This window comes from Arenibacter aquaticus (assembly GCF_003957295.1).
Taxonomy (GTDB): Bacteria; Bacteroidota; Bacteroidia; order Flavobacteriales; family Flavobacteriaceae; genus Arenibacter; species Arenibacter aquaticus.
Genome location: NZ_RQPJ01000002.1, coordinates 911304 through 938038 on the forward strand (window position 1 = coordinate 911304; position 26735 = coordinate 938038).

19 protein-coding genes and 1 tRNA gene are annotated in these 26735 nt (G+C 40.4%); 12 read left to right on the forward strand and 8 right to left on the reverse strand.

Features of this window, described 5'->3' with window-relative positions:
- Positions 1-86 precede the first annotated feature (86 nt).
- Complete coding sequence (locus EHW67_RS06555) at positions 87-1715, forward strand: S41 family peptidase (RefSeq protein WP_126161551.1); 1629 nt, start codon at positions 87-89, stop codon at positions 1713-1715.
- Between the two features lie 26 nt (positions 1716-1741).
- Here the strand turns inward: EHW67_RS06555 and EHW67_RS06560 are convergent, their stop codons facing one another.
- Positions 1742-2848 (reverse strand): acyltransferase family protein, encoded by a 1107-nt coding sequence (locus EHW67_RS06560; RefSeq protein ID WP_126161552.1) that lies wholly within the window; start codon positions 2846-2848, stop codon positions 1742-1744.
- A gap of 303 nt (positions 2849-3151) precedes the next feature.
- Between EHW67_RS06560 and EHW67_RS06565 the strand changes: the two genes are divergently transcribed.
- The 7 genes from EHW67_RS06565 (at position 3152) to EHW67_RS06595 (ending at position 9882) form a co-directional block, all read left to right on the forward strand.
- Positions 3152-3811, forward strand: a complete 660-nt coding sequence (locus tag EHW67_RS06565) for an SGNH/GDSL hydrolase family protein (protein WP_126161553.1) — start codon at positions 3152-3154, stop codon at positions 3809-3811.
- Positions 3812-4311: 500 nt separating this feature from the next.
- A complete protein-coding gene (locus EHW67_RS06570; RefSeq protein WP_126161554.1) occupies positions 4312-5373 on the forward strand; it encodes a Gfo/Idh/MocA family protein in 1062 nt (353 codons plus the stop codon).
- Between the two features lie 120 nt (positions 5374-5493).
- Positions 5494-5700 (forward strand): hypothetical protein, encoded by a 207-nt coding sequence (locus tag EHW67_RS06575; protein WP_126161555.1) that lies wholly within the window; start codon positions 5494-5496, stop codon positions 5698-5700.
- Between the two features lie 6 nt (positions 5701-5706).
- Positions 5707-6339, forward strand: coding sequence for a bifunctional 4-hydroxy-2-oxoglutarate aldolase/2-dehydro-3-deoxy-phosphogluconate aldolase (locus EHW67_RS06580; RefSeq protein ID WP_126161556.1), 633 nt, complete (start codon positions 5707-5709; stop codon positions 6337-6339).
- On the forward strand, positions 6336-7496 hold the full coding sequence (gene dgoD / locus EHW67_RS06585) for a galactonate dehydratase (RefSeq protein WP_126161557.1): 1161 nt from the start codon (positions 6336-6338) through the stop codon (positions 7494-7496). The genes EHW67_RS06580 and dgoD overlap by 4 nt, the downstream gene beginning before the upstream one ends.
- A gap of 36 nt (positions 7497-7532) precedes the next feature.
- On the forward strand, positions 7533-8855 hold the full coding sequence (locus EHW67_RS06590) for a GntP family permease (protein ID WP_126161558.1): 1323 nt from the start codon (positions 7533-7535) through the stop codon (positions 8853-8855).
- A 1-nt stretch (position 8856) separates the two neighbouring features.
- Positions 8857-9882, forward strand: a complete 1026-nt coding sequence (locus tag EHW67_RS06595) for an SMP-30/gluconolactonase/LRE family protein (protein ID WP_126161559.1) — start codon at positions 8857-8859, stop codon at positions 9880-9882.
- An 8-nt stretch (positions 9883-9890) separates the two neighbouring features.
- Here EHW67_RS06595 and EHW67_RS06600 read toward each other — a convergent pair whose 3' ends face one another.
- Positions 9891-11093, reverse strand: a complete 1203-nt coding sequence (locus tag EHW67_RS06600) for a C40 family peptidase (RefSeq protein ID WP_126161560.1) — start codon at positions 11091-11093, stop codon at positions 9891-9893.
- 349 nt (positions 11094-11442) lie between these two features.
- Here EHW67_RS06600 and EHW67_RS06605 point away from each other — a divergent pair, with 349 nt between their 5' ends.
- A complete protein-coding gene (locus EHW67_RS06605; RefSeq protein ID WP_126161561.1) occupies positions 11443-11817 on the forward strand; it encodes a hypothetical protein in 375 nt (124 codons plus the stop codon).
- Positions 11818-11883: 66 nt separating this feature from the next.
- Here the strand turns inward: EHW67_RS06605 and EHW67_RS06610 are convergent, their stop codons facing one another.
- Complete coding sequence (locus tag EHW67_RS06610; RefSeq protein ID WP_126161562.1) at positions 11884-12324, reverse strand: GNAT family N-acetyltransferase; 441 nt, start codon at positions 12322-12324, stop codon at positions 11884-11886.
- A gap of 170 nt (positions 12325-12494) precedes the next feature.
- Positions 12495-12926 (reverse strand): RpiB/LacA/LacB family sugar-phosphate isomerase, encoded by a 432-nt coding sequence (locus EHW67_RS06615; protein WP_126161563.1) that lies wholly within the window; start codon positions 12924-12926, stop codon positions 12495-12497.
- Between the two features lie 653 nt (positions 12927-13579).
- Between EHW67_RS06615 and rnr the strand changes: the two genes are divergently transcribed.
- The 3 genes from rnr (at position 13580) to EHW67_RS06630 (ending at position 17257) form a co-directional block, all read left to right on the forward strand.
- The gene (gene rnr, locus EHW67_RS06620; protein ID WP_126161564.1) at positions 13580-15769 is read left to right on the forward strand and encodes a ribonuclease R; all 2190 of its coding nucleotides are present in this window, start codon (positions 13580-13582) and stop codon (positions 15767-15769) included.
- A 126-nt stretch (positions 15770-15895) separates the two neighbouring features.
- Positions 15896-16579, forward strand: coding sequence for a head GIN domain-containing protein (locus tag EHW67_RS06625; protein ID WP_126161565.1), 684 nt, complete (start codon positions 15896-15898; stop codon positions 16577-16579).
- Positions 16580-16591: 12 nt separating this feature from the next.
- Complete coding sequence (locus tag EHW67_RS06630; RefSeq protein ID WP_126161566.1) at positions 16592-17257, forward strand: LysE family translocator; 666 nt, start codon at positions 16592-16594, stop codon at positions 17255-17257.
- Positions 17258-17346: 89 nt separating this feature from the next.
- On the opposite strand, the gene EHW67_RS06635 is transcribed toward EHW67_RS06630, so the two are convergent.
- The 4 genes from EHW67_RS06635 to EHW67_RS06650 all read right to left on the reverse strand — a co-directional run bounded on the left by EHW67_RS06635 (position 17347) and on the right by EHW67_RS06650 (position 26688).
- Positions 17347-17417 (reverse strand) — tRNA-Cys (locus EHW67_RS06635).
- A 52-nt stretch (positions 17418-17469) separates the two neighbouring features.
- Positions 17470-17826, reverse strand: a complete 357-nt coding sequence (gene folB / locus EHW67_RS06640) for a dihydroneopterin aldolase (RefSeq protein WP_126161567.1) — start codon at positions 17824-17826, stop codon at positions 17470-17472.
- A gap of 70 nt (positions 17827-17896) precedes the next feature.
- Positions 17897-18847 (reverse strand): PorP/SprF family type IX secretion system membrane protein, encoded by a 951-nt coding sequence (locus EHW67_RS06645; protein ID WP_126161568.1) that lies wholly within the window; start codon positions 18845-18847, stop codon positions 17897-17899.
- 20 nt (positions 18848-18867) lie between these two features.
- Entirely contained in the window at positions 18868-26688 is a 7821-nt protein-coding gene (locus EHW67_RS06650; protein ID WP_126161569.1) for a T9SS type B sorting domain-containing protein, read from the reverse strand.
- Positions 26689-26735: the final 47 nt, after the last annotated feature.

The window sequence follows — 26735 nt, forward strand, 5'->3', positions numbered from 1 at the left end:
TTAAGCTTATCCCAAAATCCGTATTGCAGTGGTTATATGGAGTTTAATAGTGGATTTATCCGACAGATAAAAAATATAACATACAGATGAAAAAGATATTTAAAAAAAGGGTTTTGCTACCAATTCTAGCCCTTGTCTTACTGATCGCCGGGAGTAGTTTTAGGGGCGATTTTTTTGAAATTGCCAAACAGATCGAAATCTTTACCACCTTGTTCAAAGAGTTGAATATGAACTATGTGGACGAAACCAACCCGGCAGAATTAATGGATACCGCCATTAAGAACATGCTTGAGGAACTGGACCCCTATACAAAATACTTGAACGAACAGGATGTGGAGTCGTTTAAAATAAACAACGCAGGGGAATACTCCGGTATTGGTGCAATGGTGAAGACCTATGAAGATAAAATAGTGATTGTTGAACCCTACCAAGGCTATCCGGCGGACAAGGCAGGACTAAAGGCCGGGGACCAAATTATCAAAATAGGCGATATAAGTATTACCGATATTAAGGAGGATGCCAACGAGCTGCTAAAAGGTGCCAACAACACCAGTGTAGACATTACCTATACCAGACAGGGTGAGACCAAATCCACCACTGTAATTAGGGAATCTATTGAAGTAGATGCAGTACCCTACTATAAAATGATCAATGACAATACGGGTTATATTGTCCTGGCAAAATTTAATAAAAAAGCCACGGAGCAGACCAAGGAAGCCCTAATTGATCTAAAAAATGAGGGGGCCACAAAAATTATATTGGACCTTAGGGATAACCCAGGTGGGTTGTTGAGCGAGGCCATTAACGTAACCAATCTCTTTATTCCCAAAGGCGAATTAGTAGTTACTACCAAATCCAAGGTCAAAAAATTCAATAGGGAATACAAGACCAGCAAACAGCCGGTAGATACCCAAATTCCATTAGTTGTATTGGTCAACGGCAGAAGTGCATCGGCCAGTGAAATTGTCTCTGGTAGTCTTCAAGATTTGGACCGTGCCGTTATTGTAGGGGCAAGAAGTTTTGGCAAAGGCCTGGTACAGCGGCCTCTGAAACTTACCTATGGCACCCAATTAAAGGTTACCATTTCCAGATATTACACAGCATCGGGAAGATGTATCCAATCCCTGGACTATTGGAACAGGGATGAAAACGGAAATGCAGTGAGAAACACCCGTTTTAAAGATTTCACTACCCGAAACGGAAGAAAGGTGCAAGACGGTGGTGGCGTGCTACCGGATATTGAAATAGCCTCGGCCAAAACAAATACCCTTACCAAAGCCCTGCTTTCGGATCAGGTCATTTTTGACTACGCCACCCAATTTTACTATGACAACAAGGTAGAAAGTGTATCGGAATTCAGCCTAAGTGATTCCGATTATAATTCCTTTAAAAATTTCGTATCCAAAAGTGACTTCAACTTTGAGACCAAAGCCGAAAAAGCACTCAAGGAAGCCATGTCCGGTGAGGATAGCAGTCTATACGGCAATACAGTTAAAGACCAATATAAAAACCTATTGCTGGAAATGGACAAAAGTAAATTGATGGCCTTGGACAAGTATAAAAATGAGATCCTGAAAAATTTGGAAGATGAAATTCTTAAGCGGTTCTTCTACAGGGAAGGACTATATGACTATCATCTGCAAAATGACGAGGCCATTATGACCGCCACAGGATTATTAAAGGATGAATCCAAGTATAAGGGTATTTTAGAATAAGGTAGACATTGTAAGCCTTATGTGCCCTATATCTTAAAATAGACTTTCTTTTTATCCAAGAAGTAGGTTATATACCAAAACATAAAGAGAACAAACAAAGAATTAATCACCGTTATTAAGCCTTCCTGTACCCCTAAAGGGGCCAAGATACCTTTGGTAAATATTAGGCCAAATCCCCTAAACCATTGGGCACCCACTGTTTCGGCAAACAAATAAATAAAAATTGAATTGGTTCCTACGACCGAAAATATCTTCCACCAGCCATTTTGGTGGTTTTTGATATCAATCCACCAATAAAACAAAGCCAGTGCCAATAAGGCCCATCCTCCAGAGGCCAAGGTAAAGGATGTGGTAGCTATTCTTTTAATGATAGGGGTAATTCCAGAAAGGTCTTGTCCGTATCCCAATACCAATAATACGGCTCCCCACACCAGGATAGGTTTTAGTTTCTCCCTTGCCGGTATTTTTGAAAGTAATAGCTGTCCGCATAGTACCCCCATTATGGTATGAACCGCCGTAGGCAGGAAATTTATAAAAACCCATCCACCCCCATTAATTTTTCCCATCACCAACATATCTACCCATGATCCAAAGGTATTACCTTGGTTATAGGGGTCTTGTGGGTTATAGGCCCTATACAGAATCTCGGTGAGTAAAAGCAACCCTACACAGATCAAAATTTGGGTACGATGGGGAAGGTTCATTATAGCATAGGCAATAAGTATCGTAAAGCCCAATTGTACCAATACATTCCACAATTCCCATACCAAAGCATGATTGTAAACACAGTGCAGCAATACCCCAAAACAAAATAGTAAAAAACACCTTTTTATTATATGTGCGGTAGCCTCTTTCCTACTGCCCAATGATAGCCGCTTTCTAAGTGAAAAAGGCATGGCCACCCCAACAATGAACATAAAAAAAGGTTGAATCAAATCCCAAAAACGCAAGCCGTTCCAAGGGTGGTGGTGCAATTGTTCGGCCAAGGGGTGTAGGTAAACGTTGTTTTCCGTGTATTCCCCAAAGCTGCTATGAAAGCCTGCGGCCTCCGCAATTAGTAAAAACATGGTTAATCCTCGAAATACGTCAAGTGAAAATAACCTCTTACTGAGGTTGTTGGTTTGGTTTGTCATGATGTAATTGGTTGATTATTTGGCAACAACAATGTAGTGATTTTTATAGACATTCATAAATTAATACAAATACCCAAGCAATCCCCGTAAATACCACTACCACATATAGACAAATCCTTTCCCACAAATCCTAGGATAACTTTTGATATTGCTTCTTTGCTAGCCCTCTGCCCATAAGGCATTGGGCAATATAAGGGCTCATTTTTGCCATTACCCTAAAAGTTGGGACTTTTTAAATGGTACCTGAATTCGTTCTAAAATTTTTATTTAATTTTCATTCCCAAAAAAAAAACATCAAAATTCATGAAGAGAAAATTCTATTTCCTATTGGCCATAAGTATCATACTTTGCACAGGCTATAAACCAAAGGAACCTAAAATATTGATTATAGGCGACTCTATTTCCATTGGATATTTTCCTAAGGTAAAAGAAGCCTTGGCCTCAAAGGCAATTGTAAAACACAATCCGGGAAATGCACAACACACCGGAACCGGGATAAAAAAAATAAAGGATTGGATAGGAGAGGAAGACTGGGATATTATTCAAATTAATTGGGGATTATGGGATCTGTGCTACAGACATGCCGATTCCAAGATTTATGGCAACCGGGATAAGGTAAACGGCACCATAACCTATGATTTGGAAACCTATACTAAAAATTTAGAAGAACTGGTAAATACCATAAAGGCCAATACCGCTGCCAAAATAGTATTTGTTACCACCACCTATGTACCTAAAAAGGAAGCCGGTAGATTCACTAAAGATGTACCCAAATACAATGCAGCTGCCAAATTGGTCATGAAAAAAAATGGAGTTTTGGTAAACGATATCTATAAAAAGTCCAAAACCATCCACAAAAAACACGGTATAGGTGATGATGATGTTCACTACACCAAAAAGGGGTACGAAGAACTAAGCAAACTTATTGTTCCCACACTAAATAAAACCATGGAAGACCTATAGTATTTCCGAAAAAAAGAAATATATATTTTTCTATACAGCTTATGCTACCTTAAGCACCCTAATTAATTTTTTTGACCTAAAAGGAACAGAACACCTATAAAAATAGCAGCATTGTTCATTAAAAATTAATTAATTTAAGCGATAAAATCGCTTTTTATGATACTGCAACCCATTAAACATGCCTCGCTCCTACTTTTGGCGACAATTGGTTTAATGGGTTGTCTTTATCTTACCCAAAAAAAAACACCTCAGTCCCCTTACAAGTTGGAGCTATTATTTAGGTTGTCCGGATGGCAAGCAATACGCTACTTGTTCACAAAATACCCCCGTATTTCAACTAGGCCCCAAAAAGTATGGTCCTACGCTACCGCGGTTGGACGTAAAGTTGGATGGACAACAATATTTGGTAATTGCATGCGAGAATAATATAATAGAAAAATAAAACATATAATGGCTTTTGCCATGGCAACAATAGAAGGAAAAATATTAAAATAAAAAAAATGGAAAAACTTAAAACACTGGTAGTAGGATGTGGTAATATGGGTATTTCCCATGCCAGGGCCTATCATCAACTGAAAGATTTTGAAATTGTAGGACTGGTGAGCCGTAAACCCGAAAGCAGGGAAAAATTGTCGCAGGAATTGGGAGGGCTGCCTACCTATGCAAGTTTTGAGGCTGCCCTGGAAAAAACCAAACCCCAAGTGGTTTCCATAAACACCTATCCGGATACCCATGCAGACTACGTTAGAAAGAGTTTATTGGCCGGTGCCCATGTTTTTGTTGAGAAACCACTGGCCCTCACCGTAAATGAGGCCCAGGAATTGGTAGAATTGGCCCTGTCCAGAAATAGAAAAATGGTTGTAGGATATATTTTAAGGGTACATCCTTCATGGACCAAGTTCGTTGAGGTAGCACAAACCCTTGGCAAACCCCTAGTAATGCGTATGAACCTAAACCAACAAAGTTCCGGGGATAAATGGTACACGCACAAACAGTTAATGAGATCTATGTCCCCTATTGTGGATTGTGGGGTACACTATGTAGATATCATGTGCCTTATGACCCAATCCGCACCAATTAGCGTTAGTGCCATTGGAGCCAATCTTAGCGAAGAAATAGATCCCAAAATGTACAATTATGGTCAATTGCAGGTAAGTTTCAAGGATGGATCCGTAGGTTGGTACGAAGCGGGATGGGGCCCAATGATGAGTGAAACGGCTGTCTTTATAAAAGATGTTATTGGACCAAAGGGATCGGTTTCCATCTCGGACAAAATTGAGGCCGATTCCCAAAATATTGAAGGACATACCAAAACAGGCTGTTTGCAGTTACACCATAGCGAAATAAACAAGGAAGGGGAATTTGTTAAAAAAGATGATTTTATCAAAACGGAGGATGAACCGGATCATGACGCCCTCTGTAAGTTGGAACAAGAATTTTTGTTGGATGCCATACGTAACAATAAGGACCTAAGCTCCCATTTAACTGACGCCATAAACAGTCTAAAAATTGTTTTGGCAGCCGACGAATCTTTTAAAACGGGGCAGACAATTATGCTGTAAACCATTCTTTTACATCGGATAACCGTTTCAAGAATGAAATCTAATCCCTATATTTAAAAAGTTAAACCCCTTTTGGCCAAGTCAAAAGCAAATACCCTTACTTATGCAAAATAGTATCCTATGGACCCTATAGATTTTGGAGGTATCACCCTGCAGTTGTCCCCATACCTGTTGTTGAAAATAATGAACCCTTCCCACAGGTACTATATGCATTCCTGGAAATCCAATGATATTATTCCAAAACGGCCCAAAAGCAGTCATCAAGGCTATAAATTCCCTTTAAAGAGATATAATTTACTTAATCACGGGGCAATGCCCTGTATATAAAATACAATGGAAAAAACAAAAATCCTTAACCAAATACTAAAGCAAAAACTGGTTGCCATTATCAGGTTGCAAAATAAGGATGAAATAGATCAAGTGGTAAGGACCCTAGTAACGGGCGGAGTAAAGGTATTGGAAATCACCTCCAATACCCCAGGATACTTGGACGGGATAATGAAGGCCAGAAATAATCATCCAAACACCATAGTTGGTGCCGGAACGGTTACCAATATAGAAATAGCAAAAAAAGCCATAGCATCCGGGGCACAATTTTTGGTAACGCCCAATACCAAGATAGAGGTAATCCAATTGGCCCACGAGCATAACATCCCTGTACTTATGGGTGCCATGACACCTACTGAAATAACGGAAGCCGTGGAGGCTGGAGCCGATATCATTAAGTTGTTTCCGGCAGGACCACTGGGGTTAGATTATTTAAAAACCATTAAAGGTCCTTTTAAAACGGTAAACTTCTTCGCCGTTGGAGGAATAAACACCAACAACGCCCAAGAATGGCTAAACGCAGGCGCCTTGGGTGTGGGAGTAGGTGGAAGTCTTGCCAAACCCATAAAAACCAAGACCGATTTTGAAGAAACGGTAAATAGGGCCAACCAATTTATAAAACTTTTAAAACCATTATGAAAGACCCACTGATCATTGAAAAAATTGAACTTTTTAAGGTACCTCCAAGATGGCTTTTTGTTAAGATAACCACCAAAGAAGGGATTGTTGGATGGGGAGAACCCGTTGTTGAAGGAAAAGCCGATACCGTAGCGGCCTGCGTAAAGGAATTGAAACAATATCTTATAGGTAAATCTGCCAGAAATATTGAAGATATTTGGCAAATACTCCATCGCGGTGGATTTTATCGCGGAGGTCCCATACTTATGAGTGCTATTTCAGGTATAGATCAGGCCTTGTGGGATATTAAAGGTAAACATCTTGGTGTGCCGGTGCACGATTTATTGGGAGGGGCCGTACGGGACAAAATGAAGATGTACTGCTGGATAGGCGGCGATAATCCCGAAGTAGTTTTGGAACAGGCACATGAAAAGGTAAAAGCAGGTTTCCAAGCGGTAAAAATGAATGCTACCGGGGGTATGGATTGGATTTCTTCTTTGCAGGATATAAAAAAAGTGTCCAGAAACATTGGATTGCTGCGGGAAGAATTTGGAAACAGCCTGGATATTGGGTTGGATTTTCACGGTCGTGTACACAAGGGAATGGTAAAGCGACTAATAGATGAGCTTGCCCCTTATGAGCCTATGTTTTTGGAAGAACCGGTACTTAGTGAAAATAACGATGCCTTACAACACATTTATAGTTACACCAGTATCCCTATAGCTACTGGGGAACGCATGTTTTCTAGATGGGATTTTAAAAAGATCTTGGCAGATGGAGTAGTAGACATTATCCAACCCGATCTGAGTCACGCCGGTGGCATTTCTGAGGTAAGGCGAATAGCCACCATGGCCGAAGCCTACGACGTGGCCCTTGCACCGCATTGTCCGCTTGGCCCTATATCCTTGGCTTCTGCCCTACATGTAGACTTTGTATCGGCCAATGCCGTAATTCAAGAAAACAGTATTGGTATCCATTATAACCAGGGTTTTGATTTGCTGGATTACGTCTTAAACCCTGAAATATTTGATATTAAGGACGGCTATATCGATCTTTTTCAAAAACCTGGACTGGGAGTAGAAATGAATGAAGAAAAGTTAAGGGAGGGCCAGAAAATTGGTCATAATTGGGCCAATCCAATATGGCGGGGCAAGGACGGAAATTTTACCGAATGGTAAATAACATATAATAACCACCACAACCAAAAATAAACCATGACATACCTAATAGCCTTACTACTATCTCTGGCCCTACTTATTGTGGGCATTATCAAAATTAAGGTCCATCCTTTTTTTGTACTTCTCTTTTCTGCTCTTGCCTACGGATTTATGACGGGTATGGACATAGAGACCATCATCAATGCCGTAAATAACGGATTTGGTGATATTATGGGGAAAATAGGACTCATTATTCTCTTTGGGGTTACCATTGGAAAGGTTTTGGAAAAATCGGGCGGAGCCTTTGTCATCGCTTCCAAGATACTGGCAGTCATTGGATCCAAATCTATCCATTTAGCCATGTTGATTACGGGATACATCCTTTCTGTTCCCGTATTTGCCGACAGTGCCCTGTTAATTATGAATCCATTGAACAAGGTACTTTCCAAAAAGGCAGGCGTGTCCTTTGCGGGTACCACGGCTGCATTGGCCTTGGGATTAACCGCTTCGCATACCATGGTGCCACCTACCCCGGGACCCATTGCAGCAGCAGGGATTTTGGGAGCAGATTTAGGGAGTGTCATGATCTATGGAATACTAATAAGTAGTATTTCCTTGATAGCCTGCTATTTCTTTGCCACTAAAATAGCCTCCCGTATAGACCTGCCCATAGAATTGGAGACAGTAGTTACCAAACATGAAAAGCCGGCCCTATGGAAATCCCTTCTGGCCATTGTAATCCCTATTTTATTGATAGTCTGTAAATCTATTATGGATTACCCGGAATTTACCTTTGAGCCCTCTATTTTTAAAAGCTTAATATCCTTTTTGGGAACTCCGGTCATAGCTCTTTTGGTTGGTGTTCTACTGTCCTTGGTGCTGCCCAAAAAGTTGGATGAAAAAATATTCTCTGCCACGGGCTGGTTTGGAGAGTCCTTACGGGAAGCCGCCCCCATTATTTTTATCACCGGTGCAGGAGGTATTTTTGGAAGAATGTTACAAAATTCGGGAATTGCCGATACCATCACCTCAGAATTTACCGGCATGCAATTGGGGCTATTTCTTCCTTTTTTATTGGCCGCCTGCCTTAAAACTACCCAAGGATCCTCCACGGTAGCTCTTGTCACCACCGCCTCTATTATAGCTCCATTGATGGGTCCTTTGGGCCTAAGCGATCCTTTGATGGCTACCTTGACCGTTTTATCTATTGGTGCGGGTGCCTCTGTAGTTTCGCACGTAAACGACAGCTTTTTTTGGGTACTTACCCAGCTAACAGGAATGAATGTTAAACAAGGATATCAAATACAATCTGCAGGAACGTTTGTTTTTGGTGTAACTTCCATGATTATAATCACCATTCTTTCCAAAATATTGGTATAAAATGAAAAATATTATTTACGCGTTTATAGGCACTGCTCTTTTACTAGGGGCATGTAAGGATTCCGATAAGAAAACAGTAAACAAAGTGGATCTGGTCACTAATTTTTCCATCGAAATATTGGACGATACAGCACAGAAAATTATCGACCCAAATTCTGAAATTGAGGTATTGGCAAGCGGCTTTGAGTGGACCGAAGGACCGCTCTGGATACGACAAGGCCAATATTTGTTGTTTTCGGACATACCCCGCAATAAAATTTATAAATTGGACAGGCATAATGATACCACTACCTATTTGTATCCCTCAGGATTTTCTGGCAAGGATTTTAAAGGGGATGAGCCCGGATCTAACGGACTTCTATTAAATAAACAAGGTGAGTTGATCTTGATGCAGCATGGAAATAGGCAAATAGCCAAAATGAATGCCCCCTTGGATGCACCAACACCAGATTTTAAGGCATTGGTATCCTCTTATAAGGGAAAAAGATTTAATAGTCCCAATGATGGCGTACTGGACAAAGATGGTAATCTGTATTTTACCGATCCCCCTTATGGACTACCGGGTAAAATGAATGATCCTAACAAGGAACTTTCATTTCAAGGTATTTATTGCTTATTGACTAGCGGGGAATTGCTGGTATTGGATAGCCTTAGCCGTCCCAATGGCATTGGGTTATCGCCCGATGAAAGCAAGTTATATGTTGCCAATTCCGATCCGGTACAGGCCGCTTGGTACCAATACACCATTTTAGAACCCGGAAAGCTAACACAAAAAGAACGCTTCCTTGATGTGACCCAACTTATAGGAAAGAAAGGACAACAGGGACTACCTGACGGATTAAAGGTTAACCAACAGGGAATAATATTTGCATCCGGTCCTGGCGGAATATGGATTATAGATCCAAGTGGAAAACCCTTGGCCAGAATTCATACAGGCCAAGCTACCGCCAACTGTGCTTTTAACAATGATGAAACAAAACTCTATATGACCGCGGACAATTATATTTTGTCTGTTAATCTTAAATAATACCGGTATTAATCTTTAAAAACCGGGTTTTTTGCGAGTTCTATCAGTCCGTCCATAGGTTCATGTAGGTAACGGTTGGCACGCAAATACCTATTAAAATTATATTCGTCAAAATTATCGGCATTTTTGTCCACACTGCTTATATGTACCCGTCCCGCAGAATGTATAAATTCATTATTTCCTATCCACATCCCCACGTGGACTACGCGTTCCTTACTAGTTTCGGTAGCAGGCCTACCAAAAAACAACAAATCTCCTGGAACTAATTTATTAAATTCCTTTACCTCATCTACCTGCTTTCCAGTATGTACTTGTTGGGAAGCATCACGGGGGAGAACAATTCCGTTTAAAAAATAGATAGTTTTGGTAAATCCACTACAATCTACCCCCTTGGTAGAAGTTCCTCCCCATAGATAGGGCACTCCCATTAAGGTTTTGGCAGTAGATATCAAAGATTCCCGACTAGGTTGCAAAGCCGCCAACCAATTGTCATAATCCTGGGACTCCCCTTTATGCACAAATGCCTGCCTACCGTCTGGAAAACTAATCTTATAAAACTCTTTTTCCTCTCCCAAAAATTCCAAAACACCTCCGGCAACCATATCCGAAACTACTTGGGAGTCCTTGTTGGGTTGTGTGTAGGCATGTCCTATGGTTTGGGTATAAATAACTTTTTGGGTAGCCTTCCATTCCTTATATTTCTTTTCAGATATAGGCGTTATACCTCCCCCATCTACCCATGATAAATAGCGATCAGGGGTTTGTATCAAGTACCAATTATTCTCTTCCTTATATATGGTAACCGGGGTTCCCAAGGTAGCCTGGGTTACCAATTCCGAGGAATGGGCCGGTTTAGATCTTAAATTGGCCACGGATAAGGTTATAAGACCTTGTGTAAAACCATTTAATTCCGCTGATGGTAATAGTTGAATACTATCAATAAAAACAATATTCTCATCGGCCATACGCTCCTTAAAAGCAGCAACTGCTTTGGGCAGATTGGATTCCCCTTTAACAATAATTTTTCCGGCCCGCTTTTCAATTTCCAAATCTAGTAGAGCCACCCTTTTATCCGGAACAAATTCTTGTTTGGTCTCTTCCAAAAGTAATTTTGGAATATTTTTATCCGGTCCTTTCTTGGGTTCACAGGAAGTTAAAATAACGAATCCCAAACTCAAAAATAAACTTCCTGCCTTTATATATCTATTCATGCAATGATTTTTAAAATGATCTTATTTTTTACATTTTGGAAAATGGAAAATTATAAAAAATAAAGGATTGTCCCCACTTACCCACCAATATTTATAGAACATAAGCAGTAGGTTAATATGGAAGCTAGGAAAGCTAATGGGCAAAAAGGCTATTGAGAATTTAAGAATGTATTCTTCACCTTCACTCCTTTTATTATAACTGCCTAAGTTCATGATAGGACTTCGCAGAAAATATTAAAGGGAATAGAACAATATTGATTATAGGATATTTTTTGTTAAATTACACTTAAACAACTGTTAATCAGCGTATAAATTTGCATTTTGTCGATTTTTTAACTAATTTACGATTATGATAAAAATTGAAAAAACAGCAAACGAGGAGTTTATTAAAAAGTCCATCACCCATTTGGAAGCGCACGGTTTTGAAAAAATTAAGGCGGATATCGACGGTTATGATTGTCCAAAATCTTATTTGAAAAAAGGTAGTGATACTAAAATTACCCCTGATATTGTGGCTCTTAAAAATGGTAAAAAGTACTATTTTGAAATTAGTCTTAAATCCGAAAGACCATTATTGCTAAAATCAAAATGGTTGTTTTTGGATACCCTGAGCCGAATGAATTCCAATCGTTTTAGAATTATCACAACCAAAGGTCATTATAAGTTTACGGACAATATGTTGGAAGACATTAATCTAAGTGACAAGACACCTATTAAAATTTAAACAAAACAAGAAATATCCAATTGTTTTAGAGCTGCATAATCAGCTCGTTTTTTTTTTAGGCCCTATCTAGTTCATTTTCATACCAATATGTGGAATACCATCTTCCAAATACTCCTCACCTATGGCTGCAAAACCTATGGAGGAATAAAATTTTATAAGGTATTTTTGGGCAGAAAGATGAATAGGCACTTCACCAAAAGTGGTTTTTATAAATTGGATAGAAGCCTTCATGATATCTAGGCCATAACCAAAATGCCGTTCTGTATTTAGTACTACTACCCTGCCTATACTGGCTTCCTTAAAATAGTCCCCTGGTTTAAAAACACGGGTATAGGCCACTACCCTGTCGTTTTTACTGCCTATAACATGAAAGGCCAATTTATCTTTACCATCCAAATCCTGATAGACACAATTCTGCTCCACAACAAAAACCTCACTTCTTAACTGAAGTATATTGTAAAGTTCCATTGTCTCCAGTTCCTGAAATGTTTTTATCCTAATATCCATAACTTTAAACCCCTTCTAAACCTGCTGACCTATTTACTAAATATTAAACTAGGTATCCGTAAAAAGTAGCTACTCCCATTCATAATTGGAAAATAAACCCTTTGATGTAAATGGGAAATACAGTACTAGAGACATCTAATGATAATTTAGTAAATAGCTTAAATCCTTTGTTATTTACAAGGAATTTTTTCTATTCTTCTTTCATGTCTACCCCCTTCAAAAGGAGTATCTATAAATACCTTGACCATTTCCAAGGCCTGGGACAGGGAAATAAACCTAGCTGGCAAACTTAATATATTGGCATCATTGTGTTCCTTGGCCAATTTAACAATTTCGGTAGTCCAACACAGTGATGCCCTTATTTTTTGATGTTTATTGGCTGTCATACAAGCCCCGTTACCACTGCCGCAAATAATTATTCCCAGATCAGCCTTATCGGCTCCCACATCACTGGCTACTGGATGGATAAAATCGGCATAATCAACACTATCGTTACCATCGGTACCATGGTTAATGACCTCAATATCCATCGATTTTAACAAACCGATAATAGCAAGTTTGTACTCTGTACCTGCATGATCGTTGCCTATAGCTATTTTCATTGTATTTGGTTAGTTTAATAAAATAAAGAAAACAATTTGCTACCCCAACTAGGTGAACATATAATAGCAAATGTACAAATACCTACCGTTTCACCACAGAATATAGGTTGTTAACAACATAATTTTTAAAAAAACGCAAAACCATTGTTATTTAGTACTTTAATAATTGTTGTTTATTGTTAACAAACTATTCAAAAAAAGTAAAGATTAAATTTTGAATATCCACCGGAATTTTTCTTTACAAAATGATATCGTGAATCAATAATTTACTTTTTAGTTTGTAATAGAAAGATATTAAATAGAAACTAGAAGTAATTAACATTGCGGTAACATTAACTTTTCAATAAATTCATGTTTATAAGGGTTATCAACAATTATTAATAACCTCATTAAGTTATTGATTTATAAACCCTACCTCCAATATAAATTGTCAATAAACTTCTTCCCCACAAAAAAACAAACATATTGGCATATTTTTATTTCCACTATTAACAAGCTATAATAACCACCATTTAATTTTAAATTTTAAAAAAAGAAAAAGAATATATATTATAAATGTTGATAACAACATCCATTGATCAAGAAGTAAACTTAAAATTGGAAATGAAGTACAATGGATTATAATTCGTAATTTTCCAAAAATAAAAGAGTTAATGTCGAGAAAGAAAAAAAGAAGTAACAATCAAAGAAGAAACGAAATTACCAAAGGTATATTTACTGTTCTTGAAAAAGAACCGGAAAAATCCTTTAACTATAAACAAATAGCAGCTAAGATTGGTGTAACGGATGCCAATGAAAGAAATAGTCTTATTAAGAGATTGGTAGAGTTGAAGGAAAAGAAAAGAATTTTGGAAGAAGAAAGAGGCTCCTACAAGGCCATAGTTTCTACCAAGACCTATCATACAGGAAAGGTGGATATTACAGGAAGGGGCAATGCCTATATTGTAGTGGAAGGTATGGAAGATGATGTATTTGTACCATTTAACAAACTAAAGAAGGCTTTTCATAATGACATAGTGGAAGTATATATATTTCCAAGAAGAAAAGGTAAAAAGTTGGAAGGGGAGATTACCAAGGTTGTGTCCCGAAACAAAAACACCTTTGTAGGTATTGTTGATATGCAAAAGGATTTTGCATTTGTGAGACCCACCGATTACCGAATGTATACCGATATTTTTGTACCTAAAAACAAAATATCAACTGCAGAGGATGGGGATAAGGTAATGGTTGAAATCAACGATTGGCCGGAAAAAGCAGATTCGCCCTATGGATCTATTATCCAGGTTTTGGGAAAACCAGGAGAGCACAATACCGAAATACACTCTATTTTGGCCCAATATGGCTTACCCTACGAGTTTCCAGTGGAGGTAGAGATGTATGCCAATAAGTTGGATACCAGTATAAAGGAAGAGGAAATTGCAAAAAGAAGGGATTTAAGGGAAACCTTGACCTTTACCATAGATCCCAAGGATGCCAAGGATTTTGATGATGCCCTATCCTTTAAGGTGTTGGAAAATGGCAATTATGAAATAGGGATCCATATTGCAGACGTGTCACATTACCTACTTCCCGATACTATTTTGGATGATGAAGCCTATGATAGGGCCACATCGGTTTATTTGGTAGATAGGGTGGTGCCAATGTTACCTGAGGTTTTAAGTAATAATGCCTGCTCACTTAGGCCTAACGAAGAAAAATATACCTTTTCCGCCATTTTTGAAATAGATGATAATGCGGTCATTAAAAAAGAATGGTTTGGACGAACAGTAATTAATTCGAACGAGCGATTTGCCTATGAGGAGGCACAGCATATAATAGAAACAACCAAAGGTGATATTCCCAAGGAAATTTCTATTAGGGAAAATGGTTATACCGTAGACAAGGAGGTAGTAGATGCAACCTTGACCATGGATAGATTGGCCAAGATTATGCGTGAAGAACGCATGAAAGAAGGGGCTATTTCTTTTGATAAAATAGAAGTACGCTTTAATCTAAATGAAAAAATGGAACCTGAAGGGGTTTATTTTAAAGAGTCCAAGGATGCCAATAAACTTATAGAGGAATTTATGTTGTTGGCCAACCGAAAGGTAGCCCATTTTATAGGCAAGCAAAAACCGGTAAAGACATTTGTATATAGGGTTCATGACGATCCGGATGAGGACAAACTAATGGCCCTGAACACTATTATATCGCGTTTTGGTCATAAGCTTAATTTTAAGGACAAAAAATCTATTAGTAATTCCTTAAATCAGCTTTTGGAGGATGTAAAAGGTAAAAAAGAACAAAATTTAGTAGATACCTTGGCTATAAGAAGTATGAGCAAGGCTATTTATACCGTGGATAACATAGGGCATTATGGATTGGCCTTTGATTATTATACGCATTTTACCTCTCCAATTAGAAGGTATCCAGATGTAATGGTACATAGGCTGTTACAGCATTATTTGGATGGGGGCCAATCCCCAAAGGCTGAATTATATGAGGAGAAATGCAAACATTCCTCGGATATGGAAAGTTTGGCGGCCAATGCGGAACGGGATTCCATTAAGTACATGCAGATAAAGTTTATGGAAGACCATCAGGATAGGGAGTTTGTTGGTGTTATTTCCGGAGTAACGGAATGGGGCCTCTATGTAGAGATTGTGGAGAACAAATGTGAAGGCATGGTACGTATTAGAGATATAAAGGATGATTATTATACCTTTGATGAGAAGGAATACGCCATTGTTGGTGAAAAAACCAATAAAACCTATCAGTTGGGAGATGAGGTGGTAGTCATGGTAAAAAGTACAGATTTAATAAAAAGGCATTTGGATTTTTCCCTATTGGGGAAAAATGAGTAAGTTTTTGTTTTTATACAGACGCTGCATAGATATATGGGTATGTATGGAAGTTGGGGAATAGGCCATACTTCAGAAAACAAAAATTTGGTTATGGTATTGGAGCTTTTAAACTATAGATCTAACAAGATGGAACAAAAATTAATAATAATGCTCTTGTTTCTTATTGGTACCCATTCCATAAGGTCTCAAAATGAAAAGGTTACACAGAATTTAAAAGTTTTTAAGGAAGTAAAGGCTTTTGACGGACTTTCTGTAAATCTTATTAAATCTGATGTAAATAAGGCAGTGATCACTGGGGCCAACACCAGTAATGTGGCTATTGTTAATAACGACGGTGTGCTAAAGATACGTATGGAAATAAATAAACTCTTTAGTGGATACAGAACTTTTGTTGATTTGTACTATACAGAGAAACTTGTTATAATAGACACCAATGAGGATGCCAGAATATCATCCAAGGAACCTATAAAACAGGATGTTTTGGAGCTAAAAGCCCAAGAAGGTGGAGAATTGATTATTAATGCTGAGGTGGAGCAAATGCTTATAAAGAGTGTTACTGGAGGGGTTATTTCCGCTACTGGACTATCTAAGAATCAGGATGTCCAGATCAATACTGGTGGGGTGTATAAAGGAAAGGATTTTAAGACAAAATTTAGCACGGTAAATGTAAATGCCGGATCTAGGGCAGAGGTTTTTGCCACGGATTACGTGAAAGCGGCTGTAAAGGCAGGAGGTGAGGTTTTGGTCTATGGCAATCCTACCAAGATGGAGGAGAAGACAGTTTTTGGCGGTAAAATTATCAGAATGTAAGGCTTAATTTTTATGATGGAAGACGTACAGGCAGCAATTCCTTTGGGCTTTTTATTAAGCTTTATGATCGGCCCTGTTTTTTTTGTACTTCTTGAAACCAGTGCAATTAAAGGGTTTAGAGCAGCACTGTGTTTTGATTTAGGTGTTATCGTTGCCGATGTTATATTTATATCACTAGCTTATTTTAGTAGTTTTCAATTGTTGGAAAACCTAAGTAATCACCCAGGTCTCTACGTTTTTGGAGGTACTATTTTATTGATCTACGGACTCACCAACGTTTTTAAAAAGGAAAGCCTGGTACAAGAAAAGAAAATAAGGATTACCAAAGGCGGTTACTTAAGTTTGTTTATCAAAGGGTTCCTATTGAATTTTATAAATATAGGCGTACTAGTTTTTTGGCTGGGTATTATAATAGTGGTGGGGCCTAGTTTGGACAGTGATCCCAACCGACTTATTATTTTCTTTTCTGCCATGATCGGAGCCTATTTTGTAACCGATATTTTTAAAATATTGTTGGCCAAACAATTGAGAAAAAAGCTAACTAAAAGACGTATACTATTGGTTAAGAAAGGCCTGGGAGTTATTCTTCTTATTTGTGGATTGGTCTTGATTATAAAGGGATTTCTCCCCAAGGACCAACTAAATATAGAAAAGGGATTGGAACTTATTAGAGAGTAGGGTTTTCTTTTTTTTGTTAATTCTTTCATAGGATGATCTTTTCCTATGGGTACAAAAAAAACCTTCACCAATTATGATGAAGGTTTTTGAGGCATCGAGCGGATTCGAACCGCTGTACAAGCTTTTGCAGAGCTCTGCCTAGCCACTCGGCCACAATGCCCTATTTTCAGTGCAAAGGTAATACTTTTTTTATGTTTCAAAAACTAAAACGACTATCTTTTGGATTTAAGTATTACGGTAACTTCTTTTACATCGCCGCCTATGGGAGGGTTTAGTTTAGATACCGCAACCTTAACTTTTTTTGCCAGGGATATTTCGGCAAATAATCTGTTTATAATGCGCTGGACCACATGTTCCAAGAGTTTGGACGGAATGGCCATCTCTTCTTTAACGATGTGATTTACATGTACATAATCTACTGTCTCCGAAAGTTCATCCGATAGGGAGGCTTTCTTTAAATCGGCATCTACTACTACATCTACATGGTAATCGCAGCCAATAATGGTCTCTTCTTTTAGACAACCGTGATGTGCATATACTTTTATGGTGTTGACCTTAACTTTTCCCACTGCTAAATAATTTTTATACAAAATTAATTTAATCTGGCGGCAAAGAAGGAAAATTTATGGATTTTATGGATTAGTAGGTACATCTACAATTACTTATCCCTTGAAATAGGTCTACTCCTATAGTAACTACATGGGTTCCGGTACTATATCCAAGAATTTCGTTTAGAATAATCTGATAGGAATATCCAAAGTAGAAATTGCTTTTTTTAAGTCCGGCCAAGGGCGCTATGTAAAGAGGTCTTCCTATCTGATCGTTTAGAAAACGGTAGGTGACTCCTGCGTAGTAATAATCTTCAAAATCATACCATCTAAATTTAAGGTTTAAATCGGCTTCCGATCTCCCATCACTTTCAAAAATTTTATAGAGTATGGAGGGTTCTATTTCCATATTGCTATTTCTGGATTTTTTGTATCGATATCCAGTATAGACATAGAAGTTCCTCAGTTTATTGGGTTCATAAATAGGATCAAAAATATAAACATCCTTGTTGATGAGGTTGGAGGCGTTTACACTAAAATAGAATGAATTTTTTCTATACAGTAAACCTACGTCAAAATTGTGGTTGGAGGTAGAGCGGTCATCGGTAACGCCAGGGTCAAAACCGGCATCCATAAATTCCTCTACGTCCAGCCTAAATTGATTAAAGTTATAAGAGATCCCAAATGATAAAAACTCGTCTTCATAGCGATTCAAAGTTAAATGGTGCGCAAAGGAAATTCGTGCACCTTGTTGTTTGGTATATCCATTGGAATCGTTGTATAAAAACAATCCAACTCCCGATTTTTCACCGAGTCTCATGTCTGCGGCCAAAGATTGGGTCCTGGGCGCATCCTTGATTCCCACCCATTGTGCCAATCCGTTAAGTCTAATCTTTACGTGATCGCCAATACCTGCATAGGTAGGGGAGAGCACAAAGGGATTGTCTGCCAAATACTGTGATAGCTGTGGCGAATTAAGCTCCTGAGCATTGGATAGCAGGGTACTTAATAGCAACACAAAGGTGAATAGTTTACTGCGCATTTTATATTTGGTTAAATTCTTTATCTGTAAAGGGTAAAGTGTCCAACAAATTCCCTGTCGTCGTCTTCTCCTTTTAATTTTATCACATACCAATAATCTCCTGTGGGCAATTCTGTATTATGGTAAATACCATCCCAGCCTTTATCATTTAGTCCCATTCTGTAAACCTCCCTACCATAACGGTCAAAAATTATAGTTAGTATCTTTGGGAAGGCTTCCTGATTTTTCGGTTGCCAGAAATCGTTTCGGCCGTCGCCATCCGGGGTAAAGAAATTGGGGATTTCAATGTCTATAAATTCCATGAATATTTCGGCCGTAGCTTCACAACCATTGGCATCCACTACCCTTACGGTATAGGTTCCGGTCTCTTTAATATAATGGGTATTGTCATCACCATTATCCTTATCTTCAAAATAGTAGGTATATTCTGATTGGCCTCCATTGGCTACTGCCGTTATTTCGTTAAGATTATTTTGTTCCAAAGTTAGAACCAAGGGTTCAAAGTCTTCTATTTCAAAATCTATGGTCATTACACAACCGTTGGCATGTGCAATGGCAAGGTAATGGCTTCCTGCTGACATATTGGAAAAATTAGGCTCCAGTACCATATCATTTGGATCAGTAGAATCCAAGGCATACATTACATCCTGGGATACGTTGGGATCTTCCAATACAACATCCAAGTAATTGTCCGGGGTGGCAGCTGTACATTCATAGATAGGCGTAACGGTAGCGTTTAGAATAACTCCTGGCTCAATGGTAACGGCAAGGTTGGTCATACAACCTTGGGCATCCCGTACAAATACTGCATATGTACCGGCGGCCAAACCGCTGAACTGTGTTCTGTCCTGAACAAAGTCGGCATCTGATGTAGAATTGATACTTGTGCTGTAAGGCGCTGTTCCCCCACTTATGGATAAGGAAACCGATCCATCTTCACTACCAATACAAATTTCCGGAGTGGTAGTTGGCAAGACTTCTATCAGTGCGGGTTCCAAAATGGTATATCTCAGTAGTTCAAAACAACCGTTTACATCCTGTGCTATGATGGTATAGTCTCCAGGCGCTAGGTCCGTAAAGGTATTAACGGTATCAAATTTGTCCAGATTAGGTGATATGGCATATTGATACCCACCAGAACCACCACTTAAAGAAACGGTAATACTACCGTCATAGGCGCCATTACAGGATACATTGGTATAGGAATCATCTACAACCAATGGCGCTGGTTTCGTTATCTGTATTTCGTTGGAAACCAGTACACAATCATCACTTGTAACTCTAATATAATAGTTACCAACGTTGAGGTTGTTAAAGGTTCCTGATACCTGTGGTCCTGCAATACTTGTGGTCAGTGCCGCATCGGTAAAGAGCTCATAACGATAGTTGCCCAAGCCTCCATCTGCCTTGGCAGTGATTATCGCCGTATTATCGCCGTTACAGTTGATTATTGCGGCCGAGGTATCGATTGCTACATCCAATGGCTCAATAGCATCCTCTTTTATTTCGTTGGATAAAATGGATTTACAACCAAAGGAATCCTGTACGTAATAGCGGTAGGTACCTGCGGTTACGCTAAAGGTATGGGTATTGCCACCGCTCATTGGAAGGTAGTTTATACCGTCTTCACTGTATTCATAGGGTCCGGTTCCTCCGTAGGCCGTTAACTCCAATTCTGCGTCGTTTTCACAGCTTAGTGGACTAGTTCTAACCAAAGAGGCATAAACTTCAGCAGGATCGTTTATAATGGCCTGTACGGTTTCAATGTCACATCCCCAACCATCGGATACGGTTATACTGTAGATACCTGCCCCAAGATTGTTGAATACAGGACTTGTTTGTCCACCTGAGGTATAGGTAATCACCGTTGCCGTAGGATCATAAACGTTTAGTTGATATTGGTATATGCCTTCTCCACCGCTCATGTTGATAGCACTTATAGATCCATTGGTATCGCCATAACAGCTCAAGGTGGTGGATAATGGAGTAATATCTGCCGATATTGGGGTGGGTTGAACCAAGCTTTCCGTATCGTTAAGAATACAGCCATTGGCATCAGTAATGACCACATCGTAGTTTCCGGCAGAAAGTCCGGTAAATACCATACTGTTCACATCGCTGGCGTTATATACCTCAGAGGTGGTAGTATTGGTTAGTACAATAGTGTAAGGAGCGTATCCTCCACTAGGGTCTACCAGTATTTCACCTAGATCATTGGAACAACTAACATTGGCAATTGGATCTACAACAGCTGTTAATGCCCTATCCGGAGAAACAATTCTCACCGTATTGGAATCTTCCGAACATATTGGAGCATTGGTTTCTGTTACCCTTACATAATAATTACCACCTGTTAATCCGGTAATTGTGAGAGGGTTGGTGGAGGTATTGGCCGTACCACTAATGGCTGTGGCTACCCCTGCATCGGTATACACGGTATAGCTATAGGGTCCTGAATAGCCGCTAACACTTATTTGTAAGGAACCGTTATTGTCCCCATAACAGCTTACTGGGCTCATAGCCGTAGCATTTACTTTGATCAGATCATAAGGAGCAATCGTATAGGTAGCTGTATCCACATAACATCCTGTAGCTGTATCGGTTACCCTAAAGGTATAACTACCTACGGCAGTTAAATTAAAAGTGGCCGTATTATAGGTAGGTGTACCTGTTTGGGTGGCATTGGTATTGCCAACAGGTAACAACTGATAGGTATATACATTGGAGTTATCGCCATTGTCATTTACCGTTATGGTCACTTCTTCCGGTCCTGCACATGATATGGCCGTATCTTGTGATAAGGTGGCTGTAAATGTGTTGATAGTACTAATATTTACAGTGGTAACATCGGTACAACCATTATCATCTTTTATAGTAACCGTAATAGTTCTATCAGTTCCGTTGTCGGTAATATTAAATGTATTGGAGCTAAAGAAGTTTGTTCCATCTATACTGTAGGTATATGGTGCCGTGCCTTCTGTTCCCACAGCGGTAATAACTGCCTGTGAGGCTTGGTTATTTGCGTTACAGGCAAAACTTGTAGCTGTAGCGGTTACATCCACTGGGTTTGGTTCATCAATGGTAATGCTCTGAATGTCCGAGCAGCCTCTATCGGAATTCACAGTAATGTTGTAGGTACCTTGGCTCAAACCTGTGAACATTGTATTGTTCTGCGTTGTTGGTGGATTGGTACCGTCGTCCAATGTAAAGGTGTAGGGCGGGTTGTCATTGGAGGCGTCCAGTAAAATTTCAATGGAACCGTCGGCCCCACCGTTACAGGATACATCTTCCTTGCTATAGGTAAATACCACCGGTGTAGCCATTTCCAGGGAAACTGGCACTTGTGCGTCACAGGCAGATCCGGATGTATCGTAGACCATGGCGGTATAGTTGCCCGGGGCCATTCCGTTGAAAACGTTGGAAGCCTGACGGGTGCCGCCTGTCATACTGTTATTGGAAGCGTCCAATAGATCGTATTCGTAATTTCCTGCACCTGCCCCACCACTTGCGGTAATGGTGATCACTCCGTCGTTTGCGGCACATGATGGTTGTGCAGTGGCCACAGCCGATGCTGACAATGGAGGCAGAATATCGATAGTATCTGTTATGGTACAACCGTTTGCGTCCCTTACCGTTACGGTATAGGTTCCTGCTTCGGAAACTGTAAAGGTACCGCTAGTCTGGAAACCGTTTCCGATGCTGAACTGTAAAGGTGCCACACCTGTAGCGGTAGCTGTAAAGTTATATTCGTCTCCCATTGAGCTACACTGGTCATCTGCATAGGCCGGTAGGCTTACCGTCGGCATTGGATCTTCAACAATGATCACATCGATCATATGGGTACAGTCCATTGCATCCTTCACCCATACGTCCCAGTTAAGGTTGGTGCCAGGGTCCAGTACAGCACTGGCACTGGCAGTATAGTCTGTTGGAACCGGAGCAGTTCCGTCCTGTACGAAGGCATAGGTATACCCTCCGTTACCGCCTGTTGCGGTGACGGTCACCTGTGCACCGATGTTACAGTTGGCCTCAATGTTCTTGGTCACTGTAAGGTCCAGGTCCGCTGCCGGGGATGCTATGGTAACGGTATTGGTGGTATCATCACAGAATGGCATATCAGTGGCCGTTAGCACAACATAGAAATTTCCTGCTGGCAAACCTGAAATGGTTCTTGGGTTCACTGAGGTATCGGAACTGATTACCGCTGTGATGCTTCCACTGGCATCAAATACTTGGTAGTCATAATTGCCCAGGTAGTTGTTGACCTGTATTTGCAGTTCACCGTCGGTATCCCCATAACAGCTCACCGGTGTAATGGCGGTTGCCGTTACTTCTATAAGATCGTAAGGGGCAACGGTATAGGGAGCCGTGGTAAAGTAACATCCTGTTACGTTATCGGTCACCCTAAAGGTATAATCCCCTGCTGCGGTCAATGTAAAGTCGAACGTCTGGCTTACCAAGCTATGGGAAGGACCTCCTGGTAAAAGTTCAAAGGTAAAGTCTCCCGATCCACCGGTTACGCTCACCCTGGCCAGCTCGTTATTGGTACAGCTAATAGGTGTCTGTTGTGACACGGTCACATCTGTGATAGTGGGCAAGGGGTTTAGGGTTACGGTATCAATAGCGGTACATCCGTTGGCGTCTCTTACCGTTACCGTTATGTTTTGAACAGCTCCAGTATCACTTATATTAAAGGTATTGGAACTTACAAAGTTTACGCCATCAATACTGTACATATAGGGTGCGGTTCCAGTTGTAGGGACAGCTGCTGTTATTACGGCTTGCGAAACGGAATTGTCCGCAGCACAGCCAAAATCGGTTGCCGTGGCACTAGCCACTAATACACTAGGTTCGTCTATGGTAAACGGAAGGTCTATCTTACATAGTCTTAACGACCTAACCCTTACTATATAGTCGCCTTGGCTTAATCCGGTATAGGTATTGGAACTTTGAGGAATAAGCTGAATAATTCCACCAAGACCATTTAAAAGTTGGTATGTATAGGGTGGATTATCCATTCCTGGGTCTAGGTCTACAACTATAGAACCATCACTGGCACCGTTACAACTAATATCGTTTTTCTCACCTATGGCAGCAACAACAGCTGTTGGTACTTCCAAGGTAATATCTATAGAGGCATCACATCCAGTAGCCACATTGTCATACACGTAGGCCCTATAGGTACCAGGTGTTAGACCACTAAAAGTATCGGATATTTGCTTTGGTCTAATGATATTGTCCGAAGTGTCCCTAAGTTCATATCTGTAATTAAGTAAGGTACCTCCATAAGCTTTTAATCTAATTTCCCCGTCATCTTGTAGTAGGGCATCACAGGATGGGGTAACCGTTACTTCGGCCGATAAAGATGTTGGTGTATAGATTTCGATGTTTTCCGAATTTCCACAACCATTGGAATCCCGTATTTCTACACTATGGCTTCCAGAACTTAGTCCTGTTAAATCAAAAGTGTTGGGTGCTCCTCCGGAAAAAGTTACCGTTTGGAAGGCGCCTCCGTCCAAACTTAGGAAATAAGGCTGTACACCAGGGTTGTCCAAGGTAACCTGTATGGTAAAATTACCTTCTGTGGTAGCACACTGATTAGGAACGGTTAAGCTAATTACCGGAGTAGGATCTTCTGCAACGGTGATGGCTGTGAAGCGTATACAATTATTGGCATCCTTGACATAGACTATATAGTCCTCGGCATTGGCATTAAAGACCCCAGTTGTATTGGTGCCGGTCCATGTTGCCACGGTAGGCGCAGTTGCGGAAGCCAATTCCAATTGGAAAAGGTAGGGACCCTTACCGTATTTTGCCGTAGCGGTTATAGAACCGGAATTGTTGGTACAACTATTGGCGTTGGTAGCGGTGGCTGTAATTTCTAATAAGGCGTTGGACTGTTCAATTACAAAGGGGTCCGAGGCGTTGATACATCCTGCATTGGTACCGTCTACCTCTGTAAATAGAATATAATATTCACCAGGTGCAATTCCACTTAATGTTTCGGTGGTTGCACTACCGGATAAGCCAGTAGAACTTCCCGAGATGCCAGCGGAGGTATGAGTAAAGGTAACAAATAGTTCATAGTCTACTTGGGTACCGCCATAACCGTCAAAGGTAAATTCAACGGATCCGTCCGCACTGCCAAAACAACTAACATTGGTTGTCCCATGCACCGTAGAAGTCAATGTAGAATTGGTAGTAACAGGAACGGTAGCTTCCTGTATATATTCACAACCGGTATCGGTATCGTATACTACAAATGTGTAGGTAACACCTGGGTTTAGGCCGGTAAAGTTATGTGTATTATCTGGTGCTGGTAAGGGGTCTTCTGGGAACCAATCAGGATCCGCCGCATTAAATGCAGGAGCTGGATATAAAGCAAAATAGAAGGTACCCGTTCCTAAGGTTCCATTACTGGCGGCAGCTTCCACTAACATTTCACCGGTTCCAGGAGCACATCCAGCCAAAGGTGAAGTGGTTATAAGGACGTCAGGACCAGTAGTGATGGTAACATTGGATATTGTTTCACAACCATTACTGTCTATTACCCTAATGGTATAATCCCCAAAATTAAGTCCTGTAAAGGTATGGTCATTGGTTCCTGATGAGGTATCATAGGAATCGGTATAGGAAAAGTCGTTTTTGTTTATTTCATAAATATAGGTTGCATTGCCACCGCTGGCGTCTACTGTGATGGTACCCATTACATTTGAGGAAGCTAAACAGGATAAATTGGTATGGGTAATATTAGGACTAATAGCAGTTGGTTCTGTTATGGTTTCCGTAGTAATTATGGAACAGCCCTTATCATCTGTTAGTGTAATCTGATAATCGCCTGCTGGTAATCCGCTGGTCTGGCTACCGTAGTCCGTTCCCGAAATTGTTTCTAGAATATTAATGGTATACGGGGCAACACCCACGCTGGTATCCACAACAATGTCCAAAGAGCCTGTGTTGTCCCCATTACAAAGAACATGTGTTGGGGTTACGCTGGTAATAACTGGATTGTTGGCCGCTGTAACGGTAACAGTATTACTTTCCGTAAAACAACCTTGTGCATCTGTTACCCTAAATCTATAAGTACCTGCATTGGGGGTGCTATACGGGAATCCTGCTGCGTAAGGGGTATAGGCTCCTCCGTTATAAGCTACTTCATAGGTATATGCAGGATATCCCCCATTTACCGTTACATTGATTTCTGCATTGGGGCTACCTGTACAATCAAGGTCCTTGGTAAGTACAGCATTGGCGGTTAGTTCCGGTTCAATGGTGAACTGGACCGTATCGGAACAACCATTGCTATCGGTTACCGTAAAGTCATACACGGCTGGTGTTAGATCTGCAAATGTATCGGAAGTTTGGGTAGGTCCTGAGTTCAGACTATAGTAATAGGGAGCTTGTCCTCCTGTTGCATCCACTACTACGGTGGCTAGTCCACCTGAGGTGTAACACAAAGTTGAGGAAGCTATATCTATGCTCGCTGTTGGGTTTACTGGTGTTGAGATATCAAAGGTATCGGTCACGGAACATCCACCTGCATCGGTCACTGTAATGGTATAGGTTCCCAGTTTGTTGAGTCCGCCGAACACGTTACCGGACTGTGGGCCCAGGATATTGGCATCCGGTTCGGTAAGTTGATAGGAATATCCTCCCCAGCCGTTTGTTGCCTCAATGGTCACCGAACCATCTGCGGCACAGGTCAAAGGGGTAAGGTCATAGGCAAGTGCCATGGCCGTAGCGGGCTCGCTTACCGTTACGGTAGCGGTATCGGTACAGTTGGTGGTATCGTCGGTCACTGTAATGGTATAGTCACCGGCCAACAGTCCGTTAAAGTTCAATGGGTCTGTGCTTATTCCGCTCTGTGCTGGAATGGCGGTAGGCCCTG

Excerpts from the sequence above, each read along its gene's own strand:
- EHW67_RS06575 (WP_126161555.1), top strand. The coding sequence starts at position 5,494 with ATGGACCCTATAGATTTTGGAGGTATCACCCTGCAGTTGTCCCCATAC.
- EHW67_RS06565 (WP_126161553.1), top strand. The coding sequence starts at position 3,152 with ATGAAGAGAAAATTCTATTTCCTATTGGCCATAAGTATCATACTTTGC.
- EHW67_RS06600 (WP_126161560.1), bottom strand. The coding sequence starts at position 11,093 with ATGAATAGATATATAAAGGCAGGAAGTTTATTTTTGAGTTTGGGATTC.
- EHW67_RS06615 (WP_126161563.1), bottom strand. The coding sequence starts at position 12,926 with ATGAAAATAGCTATAGGCAACGATCATGCAGGTACAGAGTACAAACTT.
- EHW67_RS06630 (WP_126161566.1), top strand. The coding sequence starts at position 16,592 with ATGATGGAAGACGTACAGGCAGCAATTCCTTTGGGCTTTTTATTAAGC.
- EHW67_RS06580 (WP_126161556.1), top strand. The coding sequence starts at position 5,707 with ATGGAAAAAACAAAAATCCTTAACCAAATACTAAAGCAAAAACTGGTT.
- EHW67_RS06610 (WP_126161562.1), bottom strand. The coding sequence starts at position 12,324 with ATGGATATTAGGATAAAAACATTTCAGGAACTGGAGACAATGGAACTT.
- rnr (WP_126161564.1), top strand. The coding sequence starts at position 13,580 with ATGTCGAGAAAGAAAAAAAGAAGTAACAATCAAAGAAGAAACGAAATT.
- EHW67_RS06625 (WP_126161565.1), top strand. The coding sequence starts at position 15,896 with ATGGAACAAAAATTAATAATAATGCTCTTGTTTCTTATTGGTACCCAT.
- EHW67_RS06595 (WP_126161559.1), top strand. The coding sequence starts at position 8,857 with ATGAAAAATATTATTTACGCGTTTATAGGCACTGCTCTTTTACTAGGG.
- EHW67_RS06590 (WP_126161558.1), top strand. The coding sequence starts at position 7,533 with ATGACATACCTAATAGCCTTACTACTATCTCTGGCCCTACTTATTGTG.
- EHW67_RS06570 (WP_126161554.1), top strand. The coding sequence starts at position 4,312 with ATGGAAAAACTTAAAACACTGGTAGTAGGATGTGGTAATATGGGTATT.
- dgoD (WP_126161557.1), top strand. The coding sequence starts at position 6,336 with ATGAAAGACCCACTGATCATTGAAAAAATTGAACTTTTTAAGGTACCT.
- EHW67_RS06555 (WP_126161551.1), top strand. The coding sequence starts at position 87 with ATGAAAAAGATATTTAAAAAAAGGGTTTTGCTACCAATTCTAGCCCTT.
- EHW67_RS06560 (WP_126161552.1), bottom strand. The coding sequence starts at position 2,848 with ATGACAAACCAAACCAACAACCTCAGTAAGAGGTTATTTTCACTTGAC.
- EHW67_RS06605 (WP_126161561.1), top strand. The coding sequence starts at position 11,443 with ATGATAAAAATTGAAAAAACAGCAAACGAGGAGTTTATTAAAAAGTCC.
- EHW67_RS06645 (WP_126161568.1), bottom strand. The coding sequence starts at position 18,847 with ATGCGCAGTAAACTATTCACCTTTGTGTTGCTATTAAGTACCCTGCTA.